Annotated in this window: 17 protein-coding genes; 13 read left to right on the top strand and 4 right to left on the bottom strand. The window is 72.5% G+C overall.

Annotated features, from left to right (window positions below; translation table 11 throughout):
- Positions 1 to 114: 114 nt before the first annotated feature.
- From ACWDS7_RS26580 to ACWDS7_RS26565, 4 genes are all read left to right on the top strand, one after another.
- Positions 115 to 660 carry a thiamine pyrophosphate-dependent enzyme gene (locus ACWDS7_RS26580; RefSeq protein ID WP_451931489.1) on the top strand — a complete coding sequence of 182 codons (546 nt, stop codon included), beginning with the start codon at positions 115 to 117 and terminating at the stop codon, positions 658 to 660.
- Positions 657 to 1640, top strand: a complete 984-nt coding sequence (locus ACWDS7_RS26575) for an alpha-ketoacid dehydrogenase subunit beta (RefSeq protein WP_451931488.1) — start codon at positions 657 to 659, stop codon at positions 1638 to 1640. Before ACWDS7_RS26580 ends, ACWDS7_RS26575 begins: the two co-directional genes overlap by 4 nt.
- Positions 1633 to 2832 (top strand): 2-oxo acid dehydrogenase subunit E2, encoded by a 1200-nt coding sequence (locus ACWDS7_RS26570; RefSeq protein ID WP_451931487.1) that lies wholly within the window; start codon positions 1633 to 1635, stop codon positions 2830 to 2832. Before ACWDS7_RS26575 ends, ACWDS7_RS26570 begins: the two co-directional genes overlap by 8 nt.
- Before the next feature lie 70 nt (positions 2833 to 2902).
- Positions 2903 to 8425: an amino acid adenylation domain-containing protein gene (locus ACWDS7_RS26565; RefSeq protein ID WP_451931486.1), complete on the top strand. Its 5523-nt coding sequence runs from the start codon at positions 2903 to 2905 to the stop codon at positions 8423 to 8425.
- Between the two features lie 214 nt (positions 8426 to 8639).
- On the opposite strand, the gene ACWDS7_RS26560 is transcribed toward ACWDS7_RS26565, so the two are convergent.
- The gene (locus ACWDS7_RS26560; RefSeq protein ID WP_451931485.1) at positions 8640 to 9167 is read right to left on the bottom strand and encodes a MarR family winged helix-turn-helix transcriptional regulator; all 528 of its coding nucleotides are present in this window, start codon (positions 9165 to 9167) and stop codon (positions 8640 to 8642) included.
- A gap of 112 nt (positions 9168 to 9279) precedes the next feature.
- Here ACWDS7_RS26560 and ACWDS7_RS26555 point away from each other — a divergent pair, with 112 nt between their 5' ends.
- The 3 genes from ACWDS7_RS26555 (at position 9280) to bla (ending at position 12982) form a co-directional block, all read left to right on the top strand.
- Positions 9280 to 10170 carry an EamA family transporter gene (locus ACWDS7_RS26555; RefSeq protein ID WP_451931484.1) on the top strand — a complete coding sequence of 297 codons (891 nt, stop codon included), beginning with the start codon at positions 9280 to 9282 and terminating at the stop codon, positions 10168 to 10170.
- Positions 10171 to 10478: 308 nt separating this feature from the next.
- Positions 10479 to 11693: an MFS transporter gene (locus ACWDS7_RS26550; protein ID WP_451931483.1), complete on the top strand. Its 1215-nt coding sequence runs from the start codon at positions 10479 to 10481 to the stop codon at positions 11691 to 11693.
- A 281-nt stretch (positions 11694 to 11974) separates the two neighbouring features.
- Positions 11975 to 12982, top strand: coding sequence for a class A beta-lactamase (gene bla / locus ACWDS7_RS26545; RefSeq protein ID WP_451931482.1), 1008 nt, complete (start codon positions 11975 to 11977; stop codon positions 12980 to 12982).
- Positions 12983 to 13057: 75 nt separating this feature from the next.
- Here the strand turns inward: bla and ACWDS7_RS26540 are convergent, their stop codons facing one another.
- Complete coding sequence (locus tag ACWDS7_RS26540; RefSeq protein ID WP_451931481.1) at positions 13058 to 17761, bottom strand: ATP-dependent helicase; 4704 nt, start codon at positions 17759 to 17761, stop codon at positions 13058 to 13060.
- A 132-nt stretch (positions 17762 to 17893) separates the two neighbouring features.
- Between ACWDS7_RS26540 and ACWDS7_RS26535 the strand changes: the two genes are divergently transcribed.
- From ACWDS7_RS26535 to ACWDS7_RS26525, 3 genes are all read left to right on the top strand, one after another.
- Positions 17894 to 19231, top strand: a complete 1338-nt coding sequence (locus ACWDS7_RS26535) for a pyridoxal phosphate-dependent decarboxylase family protein (RefSeq protein ID WP_451931480.1) — start codon at positions 17894 to 17896, stop codon at positions 19229 to 19231.
- Between the two features lie 80 nt (positions 19232 to 19311).
- Positions 19312 to 19800, top strand: a complete 489-nt coding sequence (locus ACWDS7_RS26530; RefSeq protein WP_451931479.1) for a VOC family protein — start codon at positions 19312 to 19314, stop codon at positions 19798 to 19800.
- An 80-nt stretch (positions 19801 to 19880) separates the two neighbouring features.
- Positions 19881 to 20075, top strand: a complete 195-nt coding sequence (locus ACWDS7_RS26525) for a DUF3046 domain-containing protein (RefSeq protein WP_306857034.1) — start codon at positions 19881 to 19883, stop codon at positions 20073 to 20075.
- 206 nt (positions 20076 to 20281) lie between these two features.
- On the opposite strand, the gene ACWDS7_RS26520 is transcribed toward ACWDS7_RS26525, so the two are convergent.
- The gene (locus tag ACWDS7_RS26520; protein ID WP_306857035.1) at positions 20282 to 20584 is read right to left on the bottom strand and encodes a hypothetical protein; all 303 of its coding nucleotides are present in this window, start codon (positions 20582 to 20584) and stop codon (positions 20282 to 20284) included.
- 247 nt (positions 20585 to 20831) lie between these two features.
- Here ACWDS7_RS26520 and recA point away from each other — a divergent pair, with 247 nt between their 5' ends.
- The 3 genes from recA (at position 20832) to rny (ending at position 24885) form a co-directional block, all read left to right on the top strand.
- A complete protein-coding gene (gene recA / locus ACWDS7_RS26515; RefSeq protein ID WP_306857036.1) occupies positions 20832 to 21929 on the top strand; it encodes a recombinase RecA in 1098 nt (365 codons plus the stop codon).
- A gap of 13 nt (positions 21930 to 21942) precedes the next feature.
- On the top strand, positions 21943 to 22839 hold the full coding sequence (gene recX, locus ACWDS7_RS26510) for a recombination regulator RecX (protein ID WP_451931478.1): 897 nt from the start codon (positions 21943 to 21945) through the stop codon (positions 22837 to 22839).
- 429 nt (positions 22840 to 23268) lie between these two features.
- Positions 23269 to 24885 (top strand): ribonuclease Y, encoded by a 1617-nt coding sequence (gene rny / locus ACWDS7_RS26505; protein WP_306857038.1) that lies wholly within the window; start codon positions 23269 to 23271, stop codon positions 24883 to 24885.
- Position 24886: 1 nt separating this feature from the next.
- Here the strand turns inward: rny and ACWDS7_RS26500 are convergent, their stop codons facing one another.
- The gene (locus ACWDS7_RS26500) at positions 24887 to 26377 is read right to left on the bottom strand and encodes a prolyl oligopeptidase family serine peptidase (protein ID WP_451931477.1); all 1491 of its coding nucleotides are present in this window, start codon (positions 26375 to 26377) and stop codon (positions 24887 to 24889) included.
- Positions 26378 to 26494 lie beyond the last annotated feature (117 nt).

Raw genomic sequence — 26494 nt, 5'->3', positions numbered from 1 at the left:
GGTCTACCGGCTCGCCCGGCAGACCATGATCGAAGAACTCGGGATCGAGCCCAACGAGCGCCTGCAGCAGCTGGAATACGCGATCCTCACCTCCGGCAGGGGGAGAGCCTGCCCGTGGCCGCCGGGGTCGCCCTCCACCTCAAGCGGTCCGAGCCCGGCGCGCTGGCCTGCGTCTACATCGGCGACGGCACCTGGGGCGAGGGCGCGGTCTACGAGGCGCTGAACCTCGCCGCGCTCTGGGAGCTCCCGCTGCTGCTGGTGGTGGAGAACAACGGCATCGCCCAGTCCACCCCGACCGCGTCGCACATGGCGGGCACCGTCGGGAGCCGGGCGGCGGCCTTCGGCATCCGGCACCACCTGGTCGTCTCCGGCGACGTCAACGAGATCCGGGCCTCGCTCGGCCCGCTGGTCGCCGAGGTGCGCGGGTCGCGGCCGCTGGTGGTGGAGTTCGTCACCCACCGGCTCGGTCCGCACAGCAAGGGCGACGACATCCGCCCGGCCGGCGCCGTGCGGGCAGCCAGGGACAACGACTGGTACGACCGCTACGCCCACGACCACCCCGACCAGTTCCACCGGCTCGACGGGCTGGTCAGGGCCGAGGTCCAGGCGATCGCCGACGAGGTCGCCGCCCGCCCGCCCGCCCGCTGGGAGGGGGCGTGAGAGTAGCCGAGAACCTGAACGCGGCCCTGCACGGACTGCTGGACGACGACCCCACCGCCTACGTGCTCGGCGAGGACATCACCGACCCGTACGGCGGCGCCTTCAAGGTCACCAGGGGCCTGTCGACCCGGTTCCCCGGCCGGGTGATCGGCACCCCGATCAGCGAGGGCGCCCTGACCGGCGTCGCGGCGGGCCTGGCGCTGACCGGCAACACCGCGGTGGCCGAGATCATGTTCGGCGACTTCGTGGCGCTCGCCTTCGACCAGCTCTGCAACTTCGCGAGCAAGTCGGTCTCCATGTACGGCCGGCGGTTGCCGCTGCGGATGGTGGTGCGCTGCCCGACCGGCGGCGGCCGGGGCTACGGGCCCACGCACAGCCAGAGCCTGCAGAAGCACTTCGTCGGGATGCCGGGGCTGTCGCTGTATGAGATGTCCCCCTTCCACGACAACCGCGCCGTGCTCGGCGCGATGCTGGAGCGGGGCGAGCCGTGCGTGTTCTTCGAGGACAAGGTCCTCTACACCCGGCAGATGGACCAGGTCGACCCGCTGTTCACGGTGCGCCGGGACGGGGATCTGGCCGTGGTCGAGCTCCGCGACCCGGGCGACCGGCCGGACTACGTGATCATCGCGCCGGGCGGGGTGGCGCACCGGGCCCTGACCGCCATGCGGTCGCTGCTGGTGGAGCAGGAGGTCTCCGGCCGGCTGCTGGTCCCCTCCCGGCTCTACCCGCTGGACGTCGAGGCGCTGCTGCCGTACCTGGGGGAGGTCGTCCTCGTCGCCGAGGAGAGCACGGCGGGCGGCACCTGGGGCAGCGAGGTCGCCCATCTCCTGCACGGCCGCCTCTGGGACCGCCTGCGCGGCCCCGTCCGCCTCGTCCACTCCCGGGCCAGCGTGATCCCCACCGCCGCCCACCTCGAGAACGAGGTCCTGGTGGGGGAGTCCACGATCCACCACGCCGTACGGGAGGCCCTGCGTGGCTGACATCCGCGTACCCAAGCTCAACAACAACGACACCGAGTATCTGGTCGTGGAGTGGCTCGTCGAAGACGGCAAGCCCGTCCAGGCCGGAGACCCCGTCGCCGTCCTGGAGACCTCCAAGGCGGCCGACGAGCTGGAGGCCGCCGAGCCCGGCCACCTCCACCACGTGGCCGCGGCCGGCACCTGGGTCGCCCCCGGCGCCGTCCTCGCCCGGATCGCCCCCGAGGCCGCCCCCGCCCCGCCCGCCGGCGCGGATGCCCCGGCCACCGACGCCCCCGCCCCGCTTGGAGGCGCGGACGCCCCGGCCGGGGGGCCGGTCGTCACCGACCCCGCCCGGGCCCGGATGGCGGAGCTCGGCGTCACCTCCGCCCAGGTCGCCGACCTGGGGCTGTCCGTCGTCCGGCGCGCCGACGTGGAACGCCTGGCCGGCTCCGGTCCCGATGACGGTCCCGCCGCGCCGGCCGGCACGGTCTCCGGCCCCGCCGACGGCGCCTCCGGGCAGGGCGACGCGACGGCCTCCGGCGCGACGGCCTCCGACACCACGGCGGGCACGCACCGGCTCTCCCGGGTGCAGCGGGCCGTCGCGCGGGCGGTCACCACCTCGCACGGCACGATCCCCGCCGCCTACACCGTGGTGAAGTTCGACGTCGGGCCGCTGCTGGCGCGGACCAGGGGGCTGAGCAGGGAGGTCCGCAGGCCGGTCGGGCTGGCGGAGCTGACCGTCCAGGCCGTGGCCGCGCTGCATCCGGCCTTCCCGCTGTTCTTCGCCTCGGTCGACGGGGACCGGGCCGTGCTGGCGCGGGCCCCGCGCGTCGGGGTCACCTTCGACATGGGCGAGGGCCTCTACGTGCCCGTCGTCCACGACACCGGGTCGCTCAGGGAGATCGCCGACACGCTCATGCGCTACCGGCTGGCGGCCACCGAGGGCGGCTTCCGGGAGCGGGACCTCACCGGCGCGAACATCGCCGTCACCCTGCACACCGACGCCGACGTGACCCTCGCGATCCCCTTCGTCTTCCCCGGGACGGTCTGCGCGCTCGCGGTCACCTCGCCGCAGCCGGAGCTCGTCCTCGGCGAGGACGGCACCGTGACGGCGAGGACCGTCGCGAACATCGGCCTCGCCTACGACCACCGGCTGATCAACGGCCGGGACGCCGCGCTCTTCCTCGCGGCCCTCCGGACGGAGCTGTGTTGACCTCCTGCCCGGTCCCCTCCCCGCGGCCACGGCCCGGGGGCTCCACGCCTAAGGAATATAAGGAATCCCGATGACCGAGACCGCGCTGTCGGACGCCAAGCGGGCGCTGCTCGCCCAGCGGCTCCGGCGCCGGGAGGAGTCCCGGACCATCACGGCCCGGGCTCCGGGGACCGCCCCGCCCCTGTCCCACGCCCAGGAGCGCCTGTGGTTCCTGGAGCAGTACCGCCCGGGCACGACCACCTACACGGTCCCCGTCGCGGCGCGCCTACGCGGCGAGCTGGACGCCGGCGCGCTGCGCCGGGCGCTGGACGAGATCGTCACGCGCCACGAGGCCCTGCGGACGCGCTTCCTCACCACCGAGGACGGCACCCCCGAACTCGTGGTCGACGACCCCCGGCCGGCGGAGCTGCGCGTCGCCGAGGCGGCCGATCTGGACGCCGCGATCGAGCTGCTCGACGCCGACCTCGCCACCCCCTTCGACCTGGAGCACGGCCCGCTCTTCCGGACCGTGCTGGTCCGGCTCGCGCCGGACGACCACGTGCTTCTCATCGCCGCGCACCACGCCGTCATCGACGGCTGGTCCACCGATGTGATCATCCGTGAGCTGCTCGCCCTGCACGACGGCGCGGTCCCGCCGCCCGCCCCGGTCGGCTACGGCGACTACGCCCTCTGGCAGCGCGGGCGCGACCACCGCCGGGAGATCGACCACTGGCGGGACCGGCTCGCCGGCCTGCCGGCCATCGAGCTCCCCACCGACCGGCCACGCCCGGCCGAGCAGGGCCACGCGGGGGCCGCCCTCGACGTCCGGCTGGACGCCGACCTCACCCGGCGGCTCACCGAGCTGGGCCAGGCCGCCGGCGCCACGCCGTACATGACGCTGCTGGCCGCCTTCCAGGTGCTGCTGGCCCGCTACTCGGGGCAGTCGGACTTCGCGGTCGGCTCCCCGGTCGCGGGCCGTGGCCTGCCGGAGCTGGACGGCGTCGTCGGCATGTTCGTCAACACGCTCGTGCTCCGCGCGGACCTGGCCGACGACCCGCCGTTCAGCGTGTTCCTGGAGCGCACCCGCGAGACCGCGCTGGACGCGTTCGCCCACCAGGAGCTCCCGTTCGACCGGCTCGTCAACGAGCTGAACGTGGTCCGCGACGTGAGCCGGTCACCGCTCGTCCAGGTCACGTTCGCGCTGCAGAACTTCAAGGCAGGCGAGGAGGACGGCCGGGTCTCCTACCTCGCCCTGCCGGCCAGGACCACCCGCTTCGACCTGGGCCTCTACCTGTTCGAGAGCCCCGACGGGCTGGTGGGGAACCTCACCTACAGCACGGCCCTGTTCGACCCGGAGAGCATGGAGCTGCTGGCGTCCCGGTTCGAGACGCTGCTGCGGTCGATCGTGGCGGACCCGCGGACGCGGGTCGGGGAACTGTCCCTGCTCTCCGAGGAGGAGCGGGAGCGGGTCCTGGGCTTCGGGTCGAGCACCGCCCCCGCCCCCGCCGGCCACGACCTGCTCCACGACCTCGTCACCGCGCAGGCCGCGCTGACCCCCGGCGCCACCGCCGTGGTCTGCGGCGAGGAGTCCCTCACCTACGCCGGGCTCGACGACCGCTCCACCCGGATCGCCGCCCTGCTGAGGAGCCGGTACGGCGTCGGCCCCGACACCCGGGTCGGCGTCTTCCTGGAGCAGTCCACCGACCTGGCGGCGGCCGTCATCGGCGTCATGAAGGCGGGCGGCTCCTACGTCCCCCTCGACCCCAAGCAGCCCCGCGACCGGCTGGCCCACATGCTCGGCGACGCCGGAGCCGTCGCCGTCGTCACCACCTCCTCCCTCCGCGACCTGGTCCCCGGGACGCCGGTCGTCTGCCTGGACGAGGAGGCCCTGCGGGACAGCGCGTTCGAGGCGCCCGCGGTCACGGCGGACCACCTGGCGTATGTGATCTACACCTCGGGAACGACCGGGCGGCCCAAGGGCGTCGGGGTTCAGCACCGGCAGGTGCTGAACTACCTGGCCGGGGTCAGGGAGCGGTTCGAGGTCGAGCCCGCGGCGGTCTACACGCTGCTGCAGTCGCTCTCGTTCGACTTCGGGGTGACGATCTTCTACCTGTCGCTCATGACCGGCGGCGAGCTGCACCTGGCCGACCCGCAGTCGCCGGTCGAGGAGCTGGCCGGGCAGCTCGGCCGTACCGACTACCTGAAGATGACCCCCTCCCACCTCGCCTCGCTGCTGGCCGACCCCGACGTCACCGACCCCGCCGAGCTGCTCCCGCGCAAGCTGCTCGTCCTCGGCGGCGAGGCGTCCAGGTGGAGCTGGGCGCGGGAGCTGAGCGCGCACACCACCGTGGTCAACCACTACGGCCCCACCGAGGCCACGGTCGGCATCTCCACCCACGCCGTCACCGGCGAGGCCGAGCGGGCGCTCAACCTCCCGATCGGCCGGCCGCTGCCCGGCGCCAGGGTCTACGTGCTGGACGAGCACCTGCGGCTGGTCCCGCCCGGCATGACCGGTGAGATCTACCTCGGCGGCGACCGGCTCGCCCGGGGCTACCTCGGGCAGCCCGGCCTGACGGCCGACAGGTTCCTGCCCGACCCGTACGGCGGGCCCGGCGCGCGCATGTACCGGACCGGCGACCTCGGCCGCTGGCTGCCCTCGGGCGACCTGTGCTTCCTCGGCCGCCGTGACCTCCAGGTGAAGGTCCGGGGCTACCGGGTGGAGCTGTCGGAGATCGAGTCGGTCCTCACCGGCCAGCCCGGCGTCGCGCAGGCCGTCGTCGAGCTGCGCGGGGACCGGCTGATCGGCTACCTCGTCGGAGAGCGGACCAGTGTGAGCGAGCTGCGCGCGGCACTCGGCGAGCGGCTCCCCGAATACATGATCCCTGGGCGGTTCGTCTGGCTGGACGAACTGCCGCTGAAGTCGCACGGCAAGGTCGACCGGGCCCGGCTGCCCGAGCCCGACGAGGAGCGGCCGGACCAGGAGGCCGGGTTCGTCCCGCCGGAGACGCCGGTGGAAGAGGCGATCGCGGCGGTGTGGGCCCAGGTGCTCGGCCTGGTCCAGGTCGGCGTGCTGGACGACTTCTTCGACCTGGGCGGACATTCGCTGCTCGCCGCACAGGTGGTCGCCCGCCTGCGGAAAGCTCTTCCCGCAGGCGGGCGCCAGGTCAGCATCCTGGACCTGTTCAAGCACCGGACCGTCCGCGAGCTGGCCCGGCTCGTCGAGGCCGGTGACGACGGCCCACGCATGCTCCTGCACCGGCTCACCCCGGCCCGCACCGCCACCTCGACCCTGGTCTGCGTGCCGTACGGCGGCGGCAGCGCGGCCATCTACCAGCCGCTGGCCGACGCCATGCCCGCGGGCTGGGCGCTGCACGCGGTCGCCGTCCCCGGCCAGGAGATGGGCCTGGTCGAGGAGACCCGGCCGGTGGCCGAGGTCGCGCAGGGCTGCGTGGAGGAGATCCTCGACGGGATCCGGGGGCCGCTGGCGCTGTACGGCCACTGCGGGCTCGGCGTCATGCTGACCGTGGAGATCGCCCGGCGTCTGGAGGCGGCGGGCCGGCCGGTCGAGGCCATCTACCTCGGCGGCATCTTCCCCTTCGCCCGGCCCGCCTCGACGCTGGCCTGGCTGTCGAACCTGACCGACCGCCTCCGCAGCGACCAGGTCTGGGCCAACGCCCTCCAGGCCGCCGGTCTCGACGTCGAGGACCTCGACCGCGACCAGCTCAAGCTGATGATCGACAACCGCCGCAAGGGCACCAAGGAGGCCGAGCGCTACTTCACCCGCCTGTTCGCCGAAGGCGTCGAGCCGCTCAGGGCGCCGATCATCTCCGTGGCGGGCGAGCGCGACCCGGCCACCGAGTTCTACCAGGAGCGCTACCGCGAGTGGCATCTCCTCACCGACTCCACCGCCGTGGTCGTCCTGGACGAGGCCGGTCACTTCTTCCTGAAGTACCGGGCCGAGGAGCTCTCCGCCATCGTCACCGGCACGCACCGGGCCATCGCCTCCGGCGAGACCGCCGCGCTGGGCCGCACGGACCGGTCCACCTGGTGGCTCGGCGGGGTCTCCGACCAGAGCGCGACCGGCCGGGCCACGGCCGTCCCGGACGTCCCCGAGCAGGCCGTACCGGAGGTCCCCGAGCGGGCCGGGCCTGTCCCGGCCAGACCCGGACGGGCCGTCCCCGAGCAGGCCGGACCCGGGCGGGCCGGGCCGGGAGGCGGGGCGGTCCCGGTCGGGGGGCGGGGGCCGGAGCCCAGCATGAAGCGGTTCGCCACGGTGGCCGCGGGGCAGCTCGTCTCGATCGTCGGATCGTCGCTGACCGAGTTCGCGGTCCCGCTGTGGATCTACGTCACCACCGGCTCACTCGCCAGGTTCGCCCTGTTCTCGGTCCTCGCGCTGGTCCCCGGCATGCTGGTCTCCCCGATCGCGGGCGCCCTCGTCGACCGCTACGACCGGCGCAAGGTCATGCTCGCCGGAGACGCCGGCGCGTTCGGCACCCAGCTCGCCCTCGGGATCCTGCTGTGGACCGGCAACCTGGAGGTCTGGCACATCTACCCGCTGCTGGTGCTGCTGTCGGTCGCGCTCACCTTCCAGCGCCTGGCCTACAACTCGGCCGTCCCCCAGCTCGTCCCCAAACGCTTCCTCGGCCACGCCAACGGCGTCGTCCAGATGGTGACCGGCACCGCCCAGCTCGTCGTCCCGCTGGTCGCGGTCGGCCTGATGGCCGTGATCGGTCTGGAGGGCATCCTGGTCCTGGACGTCGTCTCCTACGCCTTCGCGATCGCGGTGCTGCTCCTGGTCCGCTTCCCGAAGACGATGGCCTGGAAGCGCAGGGAGTCCCTGGTCTCCGAGATGGTGGAGGGGTGGAGGTTCTCCTGGGGCAGCCGGGGCTTCCGCGGCATGCTCTTCTTCTTCGCGGTGCTGAACGTCTTCCTGTCCCCTCTGTTCCTGCTCATCTCCCCGCTGGTCCTGGGCTTCGCCACGCTGCAGGACGTCGGCCGGATCTCCTTCGCCGGTGGCCTGGGCGTCTTCCTCGGCGGCCTGACCATGACCGTCTGGGGCGGTCCGCGCCGGCGGCGACTGCGCGGCGTGCTGCTGTCCACCGTGATCCTCGCCGTCTTCTGCCTGGTCACCGGCCTCCAGCAGAACCTGGTCGTGATCGCGGTCGGTGCGTTCGGCATGTCGTTCTGGCTGACCATGCTCAACGGGGTCTACGCCACGATCATCCAGGTCAAGGTGCCGCAGCGCTTCCACGGCCGGGTCATCGCGCTCAACACGCTGATCGCCTGGTCCACGCTGCCCATCGGTTTCGGCCTGGTCGCGCCGTACGGCAGCGCCCTGTTCGAGCCGCTGCTGCTGCCCGGCGGCCCGCTGGCCGGCACGGTCGGCCTCGTGCTCGGCACCGGCGAGGGCCGGGGCGTCGGCCTGATGTACGTGCTGTTCGCGGTCGCCATCGCCGTCACCGCGCTGGTCGCGATGCGCACCCGGACGCTGTCGCGGTTCGACGTGGACGTGCCGGACGCGCTCCCGGACGACCTGGTCGGCTTCCAGACCCTGCAGCAGCGCCACGGACCGGCCGCGGAGCCGGCCGTCGAGGCGGTCGCCGTACGCAGGTGAGCCGCCCGCGCCCGCCGGCCCAGTCGTAGTACCGGGTCCGCGCCCGCCGGCCTGGTCGTAGTACGGGGTCCGCGCCCGCCGGCCTGGTCAGATGTGACGTCCGCGCCCGCCGGCCCGGCCTCCATGGGCCGGGCCGGCGGGCGCGCGCGTCACAGGGCCGCGGGCTCCCCCCGGCGGCGCGGTGGTCCCGTCGGTCGGGCGACACCGCCGGCCGCTACTCGTCCGGCAACGTCCGGCCCAGCTTGCGCAGCAGATCGGTCAGGGTGCTCCGCTCGTCGGCGGTCAGCCCCGCGAGCAGTCGCGTCTCGTTCCGGACGTGCTGCTCGACCGCTCCGTCGATGAGCTCCCGGCCCCGGTGGGTGAGCCGGATCAGCCGGCCCCGCGCGTCGTCCTCGGCCGTTCGGCGACTGACCAGCCCGGCGCGTTCCAGCCGGTCGATCCGTTTGGTCACCGCCCCCGAGGTGACCATCGTCGACTCGCGCAGCTCGCCGGCGGACAGCTCGAAGGGAGGGCCGGAACGGCGCAGCGTGGCGAGCACGTCGAACTCGCCCCTGCCCAGGCCGTAGCGCTCGAAGACCCGGCCCAGCCGCTCGTCCAACACCCAGTGCAGGCGGGTGATGCGTCCGATCACATGCATCGGGCTGGGGTCGAGGTCGGGCCGCTCCCGGCGCCACTGGCCGACGATGCGATCGACCGCGTCGGCGTCGGTGCGCGAGGCGAAGGAGTCGATGTCCTGAGGCATGGTTTGACTATACCTTCCGCGGAAAATAATGTACCTTCCATGGAAACTAATCGGCTGCCGCCGGGCGCCGGCGACTTCGGCGACCGGTGATTCGACACGGAGGCGGTGTGGCATGAAGAGCGACCGGCAACTCCTCACCGCGGGTGTGACGGCGCTGGCGCCGGCGATCTGGGGCAGCACCTACCTGGTGACGACGGAGTGGTTGCCGCCGGACCGTCCCCTGCTGGCCGCCACCGTGCGGGTGCTTCCCGCGGGCCTGGTCCTGCTGGCCTACGCCCGCAGGCTGCCGACCGGGATGTGGCTGTGGCGCGTCCTGGTGCTCGGGGCGCTCAACATCGGCGCGTTCAACTTCCTGCTGTTCGCCGCGGCCTATCGCCTGCCGGGTGGTGTCGCGGGAATGATCATGGCGGTGCAGCCGATGCTCGTGCTGGTCCTGGCGGCGCTGCTCATCGGGGACAGGATTCGGTACACGCACCTGGTGGCCTGCGTCCTCGGCGCGGGCGGCGTCGCGTTGCTCGTGCTCAAGGGGGCGGCGGCACTGGATGCCGTCGGTGTGGCGGCGGCGCTGGCCGGAGCGGCCGGCATGGCGGCCGGCATCACGCTGACCAAACTGTGGGGACGCCCGGACGGGGTGGGGCTGCTTCCCTACACCGGCTGGCAGCTCGTCGCGGGCGGACTCGTGCTGCTGCCCTTCACTCTGTCCGTCGAAGGGCTGCCGACCGCCGTCAGCGGGACCAACATCATCGGGTTCGGCTATCTCATCTCCCTGGGCGCCGTCGTCAGCTATGCGATCTGGTTCCGCGGGATAGAGAGGTTGCCGGCACCGGCGGTCTCCTTCCTCACCCTGGGCAGCCCGATCGTCGCGACCCTCCTCGGATATCTGTTCCTTCACCAGACGTTGTCGATTCCGCAGCTGGCCGGGATCGTGGTGATCATCGGTGCCGTGCTGCTCGCGCAACCCCGACCGGTCAAGCCGCGAGAGCTCCACCCCGTGACCCCCTGACAGCGACACCCCCGCGGCACCCGGCACGGATCCACCATGGACGGCGGGGGCGCTCACGACGACACCTGGACGCCCCCCGAGCGGGCCCGTCGGTGTCCGGCGAAGAGATATCGGACGTCATCGCCGTCGGCCGGCCGCCGGTGGCGACGGAATCCGACGTCATCACCCACGGCTCCTCCGACGTCATCACCCACGGCTCCTCCGACGCCGTTACGCATCCACGCACAGAACTCGATGAACGCGGCCTGAAACACCGCGGTTCATCCGGCTGTCCGTAAGTCCGAAACCTGAGAAAACAGAGAGAAGAAATGGCTGCACACGGTGAACACCCGCACTCGGCCCTGAGGTCGTGGCTGGGTGTCTCTATCATCACAGCGAGTCTGTTCGTCTTCGTCACCACTGAGCTGATGCCCGTCGGCCTGCTTACCCCGGTAAGCGTGAACCTGGGGATATCGGTGGGGGTCGCCGGGCTGATGGTCACTCTGTACGGCATCTCGGCCGGGCTGGGCGTCCCGTTCATCGTGGCCTGGACCAGGCGCGTCAACCGGCGCGTGCTGCTGTCCGCGCTACTGGCGATACTGGCCCTGGGAAACCTGATCACCGCCATCTCGCCGAACTTTCCGCTGGTCCTGACAACGCGGCTCATCATGGGATTCGCCAACGGGGTGTTCTGGGCCATAGGCGTGAGCATGGCGATGCGCCTGGTCCCGGAACGCCACGCGAGCAGGGCGGCCGCGGTCGCGCTGTCCGGCATCTCGATCGCCACGGTGGTGGGCATGCCGCTGGGAACATTCCTGGAGAGCCTCGCCGGCTGGCGGACCACGTTCCTCATCTGGAGCGGCCTCAGCGTGCTGGTGTTCCTCGCGGTCGCCGCCGTGATCCCGTCACTGCCGTCGGAGAACGCGGTCTCGGTCCGGGAGGTCTTCGGACTCCCGCTCAGAAACGTGCGGCTACGTCTGGTGATCTTTGCCGTCGCGCTGTACGTGCTCGGCCACTTCGGGGCGTACACGTTCATACGGCCCTTCGCGGAGAACAACTCATCCGCCACGCCCGCCTTCGTCACCGCGCTGCTGGTGATCTATGGCGTCGGGGGCGCGGCCGGGAACTTCATCGCCGGATACACCGTGACCAAGAATCTGCGGGCCAGTTTCATCGTCGCCTGCGCGGGGCTCGTGGTGTCCTTGCTGTTGCTGCTCACGATCGGTCACGGACAGGTCGGCCTGATCGTCTCGGTGGCCCTCTGGGGGGTCTCCTTCGGCGCCATGAACCTGTGCCAGATCAACATGACGCTGGCTGCCGCGCCCGACACCTTCGAGGCCGCCATGTCACTCAACACCTTGGGATACAACACATCCATCGCGCTCGGAGCGCTTTTCGGCGGACTGCTCGCCGATCATTTCGGGGTCAGGAGCGCCTTCTGGTTCGGTGCGGCGCTGATAGCGGCTTCGCTGCTCGTCATGCTCGGCACTCGCCGCAAGACCTCACACGCCGTCCCCGATGAAGCGCCGGCCGTCAGTGGATGAGCCGGCCCTCCGGTCCCGATGAGGGAGTGAGGGGCGCATGCACAGGGCTCTCGCGCATACCGCCGGCCCGAGCCCGTGGCGGCAGCCGTAGGGAGCAGGACCCTGACCCGCCCGCGGCCCCGGTGAGCGTCCGCGGTCTCTGCGGCGAGGCCCGGCAGGGACGACGTGAGCTGCATTGATACGCAAGTCAATATCGATACTTTACTTATATCGATATTGGACATCAGTCAAGCCTGTCTGATTGGCTCCGTCCATCTGCTGATCAAGAGCAAGGACACGGAATGCGACACCTTGACGCCCGCCGCCTCCCCGCGAGCCTGAAGGCGACCGGGCTGGCGATCTCCATCCTGGTGGGTGGCACCGCCTGTGGCGTGGACGCCGCCTCGGCCGACAGCCAGGCGGTCCCGCAGGCCGCGACGGCCCTGGCCGGGACGGGGAGCGGGCAGGCCGTCCTCGACGACCCGCGGGAGCCGTCCCACCAGGCGGACGCGCGCGGGCGGCTGCGCGCGCTGGAAGCCTCCTCCGGGAGCCGCATCGGCGCCTACGCCCTCGACACAGCCACCGGCAGGATGGTCGCCTACCGGTCCGGCGAGCGCTTCCCGATGCTCTCCACCTTCAAGGCGCTGGCGGCCGCCGCGGTGCTGCAGAAGGCCCGCACCTCCGACCCGGGGCTGATGGACCGGGTCGTCCACTGGAAGGCCAGTGAGGTGAAGGCGAACTCGCCGATGACCGAGAAGCACGTGGAGGACGGGATGACCGTCGCCCAACTGTGCGACGCCGCCATCACCCTCAGCGACAACACCGCGGGCAACATGCTGCTGAAGCAGATCGGCGGGCCGGCGGGACTGACGAAGTACCTCCGCACGCTGAAGGACCCGATCTCCCGTCTGGACCGCTGGGAGACCGAGCTCAACGACTGGAACCCCAAGGAGAAGCGGGACACCACCACCCCCGCCGCCATGGCCCGGAACCTGCGGGAAGTCACCTTCGGCAACGCGCTCGACGCCAGGGACCGGGCGCGGCTGAACGCATGGCTGCGCGCGAACAAGACCGGCGACGAGCGCATCCGCGCCGGACTGCCCAAGACCTGGATCATCGGCGACAAGACCGGCGCCTCCACGAACTACGGATCCACGAACGACATCGCCGTCATCCGGACCTCCGAGTCCGCCTCCCCGCTGATCATGGCCATCTACACCACCCACCGCGCCGCCGACGCCCCCAACGACAACAAGGTCATCGCCGACACCGCCACCATCCTCGCCCGGGCCCTCGGCAAGCTCGGCTAGGAGCCCACGCGTGGTCCGGCCTCGCGCCGGACGACGCGAGGCCCGGCGGCCCAGGCCAAGATCCTCGATGGACCTCTAGGCCCGCAGGCGCAGGCCCCGGGGGGTCGGGTGGAAACCGGCGGCCTCCAGCGCGGCGCCCAGCGGGGAGTCGTTGATGGCCGCGCCGTCCGCGCGTTCCACGGTCAGCTTGCCGAGGGCGCCGTCGCGTACGGCCAGCGCCAGGGCGTCCACGGCGGGCTGGAGGCGGTCGTCGTCGGAGAAGGACAGCAGGGTCTTGCCGCCGCGCTCGACGTAGAGCACCAGGTGCCCGTCGACGAGCACCACCAGCGAGCCCGCCTTCCGGCCCGGCTTGTGGGACGCCTCCCCGGGACGGCCGGGCCACGGCAGGGCCGCGCCGTAGGGGTTGGCCGGGTCGGCCGCCGCCAGCACCACCGCCCGCCGGCCGTTGCCGTCCGGCCTGCGGGTGCTCCACGGGTCGGGCACGGACGGCGCGGGCGGCGCCGAGGCGGCGCGCATGCGGTCGACGGCTCCGGGGAGGGCGAACTGGGCGCCGCCCAGCCCCTCGACGAAGTAGCCCCGGCGGCACCGGCCGCTCTCCTCGAAGGCGCGGAGCACCTGGTAGACGGCGGCGAACCCGCCGGGCAGCCGCTCGGCGGCGACCGCGCCCCGGGTCACCACGCCGTGCCGCTCCAGCAGCACCTCGGCCTGGGCCTGCGCCCGCTGGGTCGGCTCGCCCGCCGTAGCGGGCAGCAGCCACCAGCGCCCGCCCACGGTCGGCGGCCCGCTCCGGGTGGGCAGCACCGGCCGCCGCCTGCGCGTGGTGGCCGGCCGGTGGGCGGGACGGCCGGTGCCGAGGGTGGCCCGCAGCGGCGCGAGCGTGTCACCGGTGACCCGCCCGGCCCACACCAGGTCCCACACCGCCGCCGCCAGCACCATGTCGTCCGGGACCGCGCCGGCCGTCAGCGCGCCGACCCGGCCCGCCAGGTCGCGGAAGAACAGCGCGCCCCCGCCGCCGAGGACCGACAGGACGGCCTCGTGCAGCGGGGTCATGGTGATCTCGGACGGCTCGGGCATCAGCAGGGGGGCGGTGTCGGCGAAATACAGCGCCACCCAGCCGTCCCCGCCCGGCAGCGAGCCCTGCCCGGCCCAGACGACCTCGCCGGAGGAGGTCAGCTCATCCAGCAGCGACGGGTCGTATCCGGGCACCCGGGAGGGCAGGATCAGGGTCTCCAGCGCCGAGGCGGGCACCGCCGCGCCCTGCAACTGCTCGACCGCGCTCACCAGCGCGTCGATCGGCGGCCTGCCCCGCTGCGGGGCGCCGGTGATGCCGTGCCAGGCGGGGGCGAAGGCGGCCAGCGTCTCGGCGGAGACCGGCTCCACCTCCTTGCGGAGCCTGGCCAGGGACCTGCGGCGCAGCATCCGCAGCACCCCGGAGTCGCACCACTCCTCGCCCCGGCCGCCCGGCCTGAACTCCCCGCTCACCACCCGGCCCGCGGCGGCCAGGCGGCGCAGGGCGTCGGTGACGACCGCGGGGCCGAGGCCGAACCTGGCGGCGGCCGTGCCCGCCGAGAACGGGGTCCGCGTGCGGGCGTGCCTGGCGACCAGGTCGCCCAGCGGGTCGTCCACCGGCTCCAGGAAGGCGTGCGGCACCCCCACCGGGAGCGGCACGCCGAGCGCGTCGCGCAGCCGGGCGGCGTCCTCGATCGCCGCCCACTGCTCCTGCCCGGCCACCCGCACCCTGATCGCCCGCCGGGAGCTCTCCAGGCCGGTCAGCCAGGCCGGGTCACCCCCGCGCAGGCTCACGTCGGCCTCGACCAGGGGACCCTGGGCGCGGAGCAGGTCGGCCAGGTCCTCGGCGTCGCGCAGCGGCCGGTCCAGCCGGGCCAGCTCGCGCTCGGTCTCGGCGATCACCTCCGGGTCGAGCAGCTCGCGCAGGTCGGCCTGGCCCAGCAGCTCGGCCAGCAGGTTGGTGTCGAGCGCGAGCGCCTGGGCGCGGCGCTCGGCCAGGGGGGCGTCCCCCTCGTACATGAACGCGCCGACGTAGTTGAACAGCAGGGACGCCGCGAACGGCGACGCCTGGGAGGTCTCGACCTCCACCAGCCGCACGCGCCGCGCAGAGATGTCCCGCATGAGCCGGACCAGCCCCGGCACGTCGAAGACGTCCTGCAGGCACTCGCGCATCGTCTCCAGCACCACCGGGAACGAGCCGTAGCGGCCTGCCACGTTGAGCAGGTGCGAGGCCCGCTGCCGCTGCTGCCACAGCGGGGTGCGCCTGCCGGGTGTGCGGCGCGGCAGCAGCAGCGACCGTCCCGCGCACTCCCGGAACCGCGCGGCGAACAGCGCCGAGCCGCCGAGCTCCTCGGTGACGATCTGCTCGATCTCCTCCGCGTCGAAGATCGCGACATCCGTCGGGGGGCCGGAGAGCGTGTCGGGGATGCGCAGCACGATCCCGTCGTCGGAGTGCACGGCCTGGACGTCGACGCCGTAGCGCTCCCGCAGCCGCCGCCCGATCGCCAGGGCCCACGGCGCGTGGATCCGCGCCCCGTACGGCGAGTGCACCACGACCCGCCAGTCGCCCAGCTCGTCGTGGAAGCGCTCGGCCACCAGCGTCCGGTCGTCGGGCACGTATCCGGTGGCCTCCCGCTGCTCGGCCAGGTAGGAAAGCAGGTTGGCCGTGGCGGACCCGTCGAGCCCCGCCGCCCTGATCCGCTCCGTGGCGCCGGAGCCGGCGTCCGCGCCGGACATCTCGCGCAGGAACGCGCCGATCGCCCGGCCCAGCTCCGCCGGGCGCCCCGCGCTGTCGCCGTGCCAGAACGGCAGCTTGCCCGGCTGTCCGGGCGCGGGGGAGACCAGCACCCGGTCGGCCGTGATGTCCTCGATCCGCCAGGAGGTCGCGCCCAGCACGAACACGTCGCCGGCCCGGGACTCGTAGACCATCTCCTCGTCGAGCTCGCCCACCCGCGAGGCCCGCTCCCCGACCAGGAACACGCCGAACAGCCCGCGGTCGGGGATCGTGCCGCCGTTGGTCACGGCCAGCCGCTGGGTGCCGGGCCGGCCCTGCAGGACGCCGGTGACCCGGTCCCAGACGATGCGCGGGCGCAGCTCGGCGAACTCCTCGCTCGGGTAGCGCCCGGCGAGCATGTCGAGCGTCGCCTCCAGCGCGCTGCGGGGCAGGGTCCGGTACGGCGCGGCGCGCCGTACGACGGTCTCCAGCTCGTCGACCGTCCACTCCTCCAGCGCGGTCATCGCCACGATCTGCTGGGCGAGCACGTCGAGCGGGTTGCGCGGGTAGCGGAGCTCCTCGATCTCCCCGCTCTTCATCCGCTCGGCCACCACGGCCGTCTGCACCAGGTCGCCGCGGTATTTGGGGAAGATCACGCCACGCGAGACGGCCCCCACCTGGTGCCCGGCCCGGCCGATCCGCTGCAGGCCGCTGGCCACGCTCGGCGGCGACTCCACGCAGGCGACCAGGTCCACCGAGCCCATGTCGATGCCGAGCTCCAGGCTGGAGGTCGCGACCACGGCGGGCAGCCGCCCGGACTTGAGCGCCTCCTCGATCTGGGAGCGCTCCTCCTTCGACACCGATCCGTGGTGGGCCCGCACGATCTCCGGGACCGCGCCCTTGGAGGCGCCGGCCTGCGCCATCATCGCGGCCGGGGTGGACAGGGACGCCGGCGGCGAGGGGAACCCCTCGGCCCAGTGCGCCGGCTCCGCCGGCTGCGCGGCCCCGGCCCCGCCCGCCTCCCGCTCCCACGCCAGCTCGTTGAGGCGGGTGCACAGCCGCTCGGCCAGCCGCCGGGAGTTGGCGAACACGATCGTCGAGCGGTGCCCCCCGATCAGGTCGAACAGCCGCTCCTCCACGTGCGGCCAGATGGAGCGCCGGGCCGGGGGCTCGATCAGCCACTGATCGTCGTCGTCGCCGCCGGAGCGGGCCGGGCGCGGGGCGCCGTCGAGCTCCGTCATGTCCTCGACAGGGACGACCACCTCGACCTCGATCACCTTCTCCGAGGGCGGCTGGACCACCGCCGCCGGGCGGGGGCCGCCGAGGAAGTCGGCCACCTCGCTCACCGGCCGCACCGTCGCCGACAGGCCGACGCGCTGCGCGGGGTGGGGCAGCAGGGCGTCGAGCCGCTCCAGGCTGAGGGCCAGGTGGGCGCCGCGCTTGGTGGCCGCCACGGCGTGCACCTCGTCGACGATGACCGTCTCCACACCCCGCAGCGCCTCGCGGGCCTGGCTCGTCAGCAGCAGGAACAGCGACTCGGGGGTCGTGATGAGGATGTCCGACGGCTTGGCCGCGAAACGGCGCCGCTCCTCCGGCGAGGTGTCGCCCGACCGGATCGCCACCGAGATCTCCGGCACGGTGAGCCCGAGCCGCCGCGCGGTCTGCCGCATCCCGGCCAGCGGTGCCCGGAGGTTGCGCTCGACGTCCACGGCCAGGGCTTTGAGCGGTGACACGTAGAGCACCCGGCACAGCCGGGCCGGGCCGCCGTCCTTGCCCGCCCGCCCGCGCCCGCCCGCGGTGCCCGGGGTGCCACCGGAGGCCGGGTCGGCGGGCCCGCCACCGGCGGCCGGGGCCATCCGCTCGGCGGCCAGCCGGTCGAGCGACCACAGGAACGCGGCCAGCGTCTTGCCGGACCCGGTGGGCGCGACCACGAGCGTGTTGTCCCCCCGGGCGATCGAGGACCACGCCCCCTCCTGGGCGGCGGTGGGCGCGGCGAAGGCTCCGGCGAACCACTCCCTGGTCACGGGGCTGAAGTGGTCGAGCGCTGATCCGGTCATCGCTCCATAGTGCATCGCCCCACCGACAGAACCGGCCGCCGGGACGTAGCCGCACGGATGGGAGAAAAGTGAAGTTAAGTGATCTTAAGCATCCATTACCCGTTTTAGCTGTTTTGTCCGCATAATTCTCGGGTGCACAGCTATGACGAGCGCCTGACGGATCTGGTCTTCTCCTACATGCGGGAGCGGCTCGCCCTTGATCCCGTCCCCCTCGACAACCCCGGCGTGAAGGACAAGCTCGACGCCGCCCTGGCCGGACTCATCACCCCCGGGGGCACCGACCCGGAGAAGGTCCTGGACGTCTACGCGACCCAGCTGGCCCCGGCGGTCATCTCCGCCGACAGCCCCCGGTTCCTGTCGTTCGTCCCGGCCGCGCCGACCAAGGCCGCCCTGCTGTTCGACATGGTCGTCTCCTGCGCCTCGCTGCAGGGCATCTCCTGGCTGGAGGCCTCCGGCGCGATCGCCGCGGAGAACCAGGTGCTCCGCCTGCTCGCCGACAGGGCGGGGATGCCGGTCGGCGCGGGCGGCTGCTTCGTCTCCGGCGGCTCGGCGGGCAACCTGTCCGCACTCGTCGTGGCCCGCGACACCGCCCGGCGCGCGCGTCCGGAGGGCCGCCTGCGCGTCGCGGTCAGCGACCAGGCGCACTCCTCGATCTCCAACACCCTGCGCATCATCGACGTGGACGCCCTCGTCGTGCCCTCCTCCGACCACCGCCTCACCGGCGAGGCCCTGCGTGCGGCGCTGGCGGCCGACCCCGACCCCTCCACCGTGGTCGCGGTGGTCGCCACCTCGGGCACCACCAACGCGGGCATCATCGACGACCTCGCCGGGATCGCCGAGGTCGCCCGCGAGCGCGGCCTCTGGTTCCACGTGGACGGCGCGTACGGCGGCGCCGGGCTGTTCGCCCCCTCGATCCGTCACCGATACGCGGGCATCGAGCACGCCGACTCCTTCGTCGTCGACCCGCACAAGTGGCTGTTCGCGCCCTTCGACTGCGCGGCCCTGCTCTACCGCGACCCCCGTCTGGCCCGCGCCGTGCACACCCAGGACGCCTCCTATCTCGACGTCCTGCACGCCGAGGGCGACGAGTGGAATCCCACCGACTACGCCTACCACCTGACCCGGCGCGCCCGCGGCCTGCCGCTCTGGTTCTCCCTCGCGGTCAACGGCACCGACGCCTACACCGAGGCGATCGAGAGGGGCCTGACGCTCGCCCGCGAGACCGCCGCGCTGATCGACGGCTCCGGGCACCTGGAGCTGATCCGGGAGCCCGAGCTGTCGGCCGTGCTGTTCCGGCGCACCGGCTGGACGGCCCGGGACTACTACGAGTGGTCCGAGCGGCTGCTCGCCGGGCAGATCGGCTTCGTCACGCCGACCGGCTGGGAGGGCGAGACCGTCGCCAGGTTCGCGTTCCTGCACCCCGGCACGTCCATGGAGATCGTGGAGGAGATCCTCGCCACCATGGCGTGACGGCTGGGGAAGGTTCACCGCGTCCCGTCACGGAGATAGAGACCAGACGAGCATCCGACGCATTGAGCGGTGAGCCAGCGATGAGCATCGACCAGCCGGCCGTGGAGACGGCGCGTGAGCGGATCAAGGCGGAACGTCTGCGGGAGCACCGTCCACCGAGCAGCGCGAGGGGTCTGCACCACTTCGCGCTGATCTCCTCCGACGTCGAGGCGACGATCGCGTTCTACCAGGACCTCCTGGAGTTCCCCCTCACGGAGATCTTCGAAAACCGCGACCACCGGGGGTCGAGCCACTTCTTCTTCGACGTCGGCAACGGCAACCTGCTGGCCTTCTTCGACTTCCCGGGCCTGGACCTCGGCCCCTACAAGGAGGTCCTCGGCGGGCTCCACCACATCGCCATCTCGGTGGACCCGTCGACCTGGGAGCGGCTGCGGGGCAAGCTGGAGGCGGAGGGCGTGCCGCACCGGATCGAGAGCGGCGCGTCGATCTGCTTCAGGGACCCCGACGGAGCCCGCCTGGAGCTGCTCGCCGACCCGCTCGGCGAGATGTACGGCTTCCGCGTCATCTGAGGCCCCGGGCGGGACGGGCCGGCGCCCCGGAGGAAGAACCGGCGGTCATGGACGCGGCCGGGAGGGGCCACACTTGGAGGATGCGCCTGTCGGAGTTCTGGAACCGGATGAAACTACACTTCGGCGACTCTTACGCCGAGTCGTGGGCCCGTGACTACGTGATCGCCGACCTCGGCGGCCGGACGGTGAACCAGGCGCTGGCCGACGGCATCGCCGCCAAGGACGTCTGGCGGGCCGTGTGCGGGGTGTCCGACGTCCCCGCACGGCTCCGCTGAAGGGCTGTGCCGGCCGGTCGTGTCGAAGGGTGTGCGCCGGCCGGTCGTGCTGGAGGGTTGCGCCGGTTGGTCGTGCTGAAGGGCTGTACTGAAGGGTTGCGCCGGTTGGTCGCGTCGAAAGGTTGCGCCGGCCGGTCCGAGACCGCGACCGCGGTCCGAGACCGCGACCGGTGGAAAGGCGCCGGAGCTCTCTCCGGGGAGTGCGGTCAGGAGGCGCGGTCCAGCAGCTTCCGCACCAGCTCGGCCACGTGGCCGGGGGCCTCCGCGCTCTCCTGGCCGTCCGGCGACCACAGGAAGAGCCAGCCCTCCCTGGCCGGGCTGGCGAAGACGATCGTCTGTCTCCCGCTGCCCGGATGCCACACCCAGAGCACGGGAGCGGTGGCCCCGACAATGCGTCCCACCAGCCCCCGGCCGGACAGCTCGGCGGCCAGGGCCTCAAGGCGGGCCAGGCGTTGCTGGGCGAACGCAGCGGTCACGTCGGGCACCTCGGAGTCGTTTGCCTCCAGCATCACCCCAGGTCAGCCCGGTGGCAACAGGTCCGAGCGAATGCCCGGAAATGTCGCCTCAAGGATGGGGTCGCCCTCTCCTGTGACCTGCGGCGCCCCCGGGAGCGTCCGGTGCCGTTGAGCCACGATCGAACAATCGTTCGGCTATATTGGACACGCCGCCACCCGTGGCGTGCTCTCCAGAAAATGTCGGTGGCACCCCGTAGCTTTCTGGCAACCGATTCAACCCGCGACCCTTCAGGGGGCTCCCATGGCGGCTAACGACCGCGAGAAGGCGCTCGAGACCGCGCTCGCTCAGATCGAGCGTCAGTTCGGCAAGGGCTCTGTCATGCGCCTCGGCGATGAGACCCGCGCGCCCATCGAAGTGATCCCGACCAGTTCCATCGCCCTCGACGTCGCGCTCGGCATCGGCGGATTCCCGCGTGGCCGCATCATCGAGGTCTACGGTCCGGAGTCCTCCGGTAAGACCACCGTCGCCCTGCACGCGGTGGCCAACGCCCAGCGGGCGGGCGGCATCGCGGCGTTCATCGACGCCGAGCACGCCCTCGACCCGGAATACGCCAAGAAGCTGGGCGTCGACACCGACGCGCTGCTGGTCTCCCAGCCCGACACCGGTGAGCAGGCGCTGGAGATCGCCGACATGCTGATCCGGTCGGGCGCCGTCGACCTGCTGGTCATCGACTCGGTCGCGGCCCTGGTGCCCAAGGCCGAGATCGAGGGCGAGATGGGCGACAGCCACGTCGGCCTCCAGGCCAGGCTGATGTCCCAGGCGCTGCGCAAGGTCGCCGGCGCGCTCAACAACACGGGCACCACTGCGATCTTCATCAACCAGCTCCGCGAGAAGATCGGCGTCATGTTCGGCTCGCCCGAGACCACGACGGGTGGAAAGGCGCTGAAGTTCTACGCCTCGGTCCGGCTCGACATCCGCCGCATCGAGACGCTGAAGGACGGCACCGAGGCGGTCGGCAACCGCACCCGGGTGAAGGTCGTCAAGAACAAGATGGCCCCGCCCTTCCGGGTGGCCGACTTCGACATCCTCTACGGCGTCGGCATCTCCCGCGAGGGCGGCCTGATCGACATGGGCGTCGAGCACGGCTTCGTCCGCAAGTCCGGCGCCTGGTACACCTACGAGGGCGACCAGCTGGGGCAGGGCAAGGAGAACGCCCGCAACTTCCTGAAGAACCACCCCGACATGGCCAACGAGATCGAGAAGAAGATCAAGGAGAAGCTCGGCATCGGCCCGCGCCTCGACAGCCCGGCCACTCCGCCGCCCGCCGCTGCCGCCCCGGCCCCGGCCGCGTCCGGCCGTGGCTCCAAGGCGGCCACTCCCAAGCCGGGTGACGTCTGAGCCGGGTTGATCGATGACGACGGGACCTGACTCCGGTCCGGCCGGCGCGGCCGGGCCGCGAGACTGGGGCGCCTGGCCGGACGTGCCGGAGGCCGGCTCCTCCGGGACCGGCAGGCGGGCAGGCGGCCGGTCGCGGCGCTCCCGCCGGGGGCAGCCGGGCGCATGGGAGGCGTCCGGCCCCGACTGGGAGAACGGCCCCGCCCCATACGACGGTCCAGCCCCATACGACGGCCCCGCTCCAGAAGGCGGCCCAGCGGAAGACGCGGCGGGCCGCTCCGGAGGGGAGAGCCGGGGCGGTCGTGGCTCCCGGCGTGGTGGGAAACGCTCCCGGGGCACCTCCCGGGAGATCCTGCCGGACGGGCCGGTCGAGGGGTCTCCGGCGAGCCAGGGGCCCGCCGCGGATCCGCAGGCCGTGGCCCGGGCGATCTGTCTGCGGCTGCTGACCATGGCGCCGCGCACCCGCGCCCAGCTCGCCGAGGCGCTGCGCAAGCGCGAGGTGCCCGAGGAGGCGGCGGAGGCCGTCCTCGAAAGGTTCTCCGAGGTCGGGCTCATCGACGACGAGGCGTTCGCCGCGGCCTGGGTGAGCTCACGCCACGCCGGGCGGGGTCTCGCCCGCAGGGCCCTCGCCTCGGAGCTGCGCCACCGCGGAGTCGACGAGGACACCGTCAAGGAGGCGGTGGAGCAGCTCGACCCCGAGCAGGAGGTGGAGACGGCCCGCAGGCTCGTGGCGCGCAAGCTCGCCTCGACGCGCGGGCTGGAGCCGGCGGTCCGGACCCGCAGGCTGGCCGGCATGCTCGCCCGGAAGGGATACGGCCCCGGGCTGGCCTTCCGTGTGGTCCGTGAGGCACTTGAGAGTGAAGAGGCGGAAAATCCCGCATTTTCCGCCGAGTTGGATTACCCACCCGACTAGCGAAAGCACGCCGAGTTGTTTGCCGCCGGAATTTCCCGGCGGCGGCCGCTCCGCGGGCCGGTGCCGCACCCCCGGCGCCGCCGGGGATCCGGCGATGTCACCGGGCCGGGCGGGGATGTTGGGGAAAGAAACATCGGCTTCTCATGTTTGAACGGTCCCCAACCGGACTTTGCTTGCCCGTGACTTGTTTGACGCTTAATCTCGACGGCAGTGAGGAGTTACTCCGCGCAGTGCGGATTGTCATAACGGCGAATTTACGGACGAGCAGGCTTGGCGGATGTGGGCGGACGGCGTGTCGGCGGGAGTGACCGGCGCAGCGTCGGCCTTGGGTTGATATCTGTTCCGGTGGCGTCGGCGCCTGGGCTTTCCGTGCCGTGCGTGTGACCCTCGCGTGCTTGATATTTGCGACGCGAGGAGGGCGGGGCGCGCATGGATCCGGTTGTGATCGTCATATTGGCGGGGGCGGTCGCGGTTCTTGCCGTGGTGACGATAGCCGCGCTGATCGTGTTGCTGCGCCGCACCGGGGCGGGCGGCGGGACGGGCGGTCCCTCCCCCGAGCAGGAGGCCGAGATCCAGACCGCGCTGGAAGACGCCAGACGCGAGGCGGCCGACATCCGCACCAAGGCCCAGCACGACGCCGAAGAGATCCTGCGCAGGTCCGAGGCCGCCGTCGAGACCGCCGCCGAGCTGCGCAAGGAGGCCGAGGCGGAGAGCCAGGTGCTGAAATACGAGCTGAAGGAGCTCCGCTCCGACCTCGAGCGCCGGGAGAACCGGCTGGCCGAGCGGGAGCAGCGCCTCGACGAGGAGGCCAGGCGCCAGGCCGAGCGGGCGCGCAAGCTCGCCGAGACGGAGACCAAGCTCGCCGACCGCCGTGAGGACCTCGACCGGGTCGCGCAGGAGCGCAAGGCCATCCTGGAGCGGGTGGCCGGGCTCACCAGCGACCAGGCGAGGTCCGAACTGGTCAGGGAGATCGAGAACCAGGCCAAGCGCGAGGCCGCGCTGATCGTCAGGGAGATCGAGAGCGAGGCCCGCAGGGAGGGCGAGAAGCGGGCGACCAAGATCGTGACGTTGGCGGTCCAGCGCGTGGCCACCGAGCAGACCGCCGAGTCCGTCGTCAGCGTCCTGCATCTGCCCGGCGACGAGATGAAGGGCCGCATCATCGGCCGCGAGGGCCGCAACATCCGCGCCTTCGAATCGACCACCGGGGTCAACCTGATCATCGACGACACGCCCGAGGCGGTGCTGCTGTCGTGCTTCGACCCGGTCCGCCGGGAGACCGCCCGGCTGACGCTGGAGAAGCTCGTCCTCGACGGCCGCATCCACCCCCAGCGCATCGAGGAGGCGCACGAGCGCAGCAAGGCCGAGGTCCAGGAGCTGTGCGTGCGCGCCGGCGAGGACGCCCTGGTGGAGCTCGGCATCACCGAGATGCACCCCGAGCTGATCACCCTGCTGGGCCAGCTCCGCTACCGCACCTCCTACGGCCAGAACGTGCTCGGCCACCTCGTGGAGTCCGCCCACATCGCCGGGATCATGGCGGCCGAGCTGAGGCTCGACCCGATGATGCTCAAGCGCTGCACGGTCCTGCACGACATCGGCAAGGCCCTCACCCACGAGGTCGAGGGCAGCCACGCGCTCATCGGCGCCGAGATCGCCAGGCGCTACGGCGAGCACGAGGACGTGGTCCACGCGATCGAGGCCCACCACAACGAGGTCGAGGTCAAGACGGTCGAGGCCGTCCTCACCCAGGCCGCCGACGCGATCAGCGGGGGCCGTCCGGGGGCCCGGCGGGAGTCCCTGGAGGCCTACGTCAAACGGCTGGAGCGCCTGGAGGAGATCGCCACCTCCTACGACGGCGTCGACAAGGTCTTCGCCATGCAGGCGGGCCGGGAGATCCGGGTCATGGTGAAACCCGACTCGGTCGACGACATCCAGGCCCAGGTGATCGCCCGTGACGTCGCCAAGCAGGTCGAGGAGGAGCTCGCCTACCCCGGCCAGATCCGCATCACGGTGGTCCGCGAGTCCAGGGCCACGGAGTTCGCGCGCTGAGTCAGCTCCGGAAGATCTGCTGGTAGAAGGCGAGTTCGGTGGCCAGCGCCGCGCTGCGGGTCTCGGCGCGGCGGAAGCCGTGGGCCTCGCCTTCGAAGGTGAGATAGGTGCAGGGGACGCCACGTTCGGCGAGGGCGTCGGCGAAGGCCTGAGACTGGGCGGGCGGGACCACCGGGTCCGACAGCCCCTGCAGGAGCAGCATGGGGCAGCTCACCCCGGCGACCCGGCCGAGGGGTTCGCGCGAGCCGTACAGGACGGGGTCGGCGGGGCCCACCAGCCACTCGACGTAGCGGGACTCGAAGTCGTGGGTGGTCGCGACGAACGGCGCGAGCACGCTGACGCCGTAGTAGGAGACCCCGCCGACGAACGCGCCGGAGGTGCAGCAGGCCGCCATGACCGTCCAGCCGCCCGCGCTCCCGCCCCGGATCGCGATCCGTCCCGGGTCCGCCAGGCCCTCGGCCGCCAGCCACTCCGCGGCGGCGATCGAGTCATCCACGTCGACCACGCCCCACTGGCCGTGCAGCCGGTCTCGGTAGGCCCGGCCGTAGCCCGTGGAGCCGCCGTAGTTGAGGTCGAGCACGCCGATGCCGCGGCTGGTGAAGAACGCCTTCTCCAGGTCGAGGGCGCCGCTGGCGCGCCCGGTGGGGCCACCGTGGACGAACACCACGTAGGGCGGGGCGCCGTCGCCGCGGGCCCGCGGGTTCGACGGCGGGTAGACGAACGCGTGGACCCGGCGCCCGGACCGGCCTTCGATCTCCACGGCCCGCGCGAGCGGCAGGTAGGCGGGGTCGGGCAGCTCGCCGATGTCGCGGCGGAGCTCCTCGGCCCGCCCGGTCGCGGTGTCGACCCGGACGACCGACCGGGGCACCGTCGCGCCGTATCCGATCCCGGCCAGGACGCGCCCGTCCGAGGTGAGGACCTGCTCCCAGCCGTCGTAGGGCACCTCCAGGTCGGTCAGCACGCCGCTGTCCGGGTCGAGGACGCCCAGCCGCGGGTCCCCCCGCCCGTGCAGGACCGCGATCCGCCCGTCGGCCAGCACCTGGTACGGCGGGCCGCCGAGCTGCCACAGCGGGCCGGCGAACTCCTCCTCCAGCGGGTGGAGCGCCTGGAGCGAGGTGCCGTGCAGCCCGACCCGGTAGAGGTTCCACCAGCCGGACCAGTCGGAGATCAGGTAGAGGTGCCGGCTGTCGCGCCACTGCGGGGCGAGTACCGATTCGGAGGGCCCTCCTCTGACCGTCCAGGAGGCGCCGTCGGCCAGCCGGGTGATCCGCAGCTCGGTGCCGTTCCACGGCATGCGGGGGTGGTCCCAGCAGATGTAGGCCAGGTGCTCGCCGTCGGGGGAGAGCGCGAGGCAGGCGTAGAAGTCGCTCCCGCCGACCCGCTCGCGCGGCGCGTCCTCGCCGTGCAGCGGGACGGACACGATGGAGCGGCTGATCCCGCCGCCGTGGTGCCGCTCCTGGACGCACCAGATCTGCCCGTCGTGGACGACCATGTCCGCGTAGCGGAGCCCGGCCTCCTGGCCGGGGACCGGTGTGCTCGGCTGGGACCTCCTCCACGGTGCCCCGCGAGAGCGAAACGACCCTGGCAGTACCCTCGGTGTTCGTCGGCC

It is taken from the genome of Streptosporangium sp. NPDC003464 (assembly GCF_053588315.1).
The sequence above is the reverse complement of the archived record's forward strand: the minus strand, read 5'-3'. Positions and strand labels throughout refer to the sequence as shown.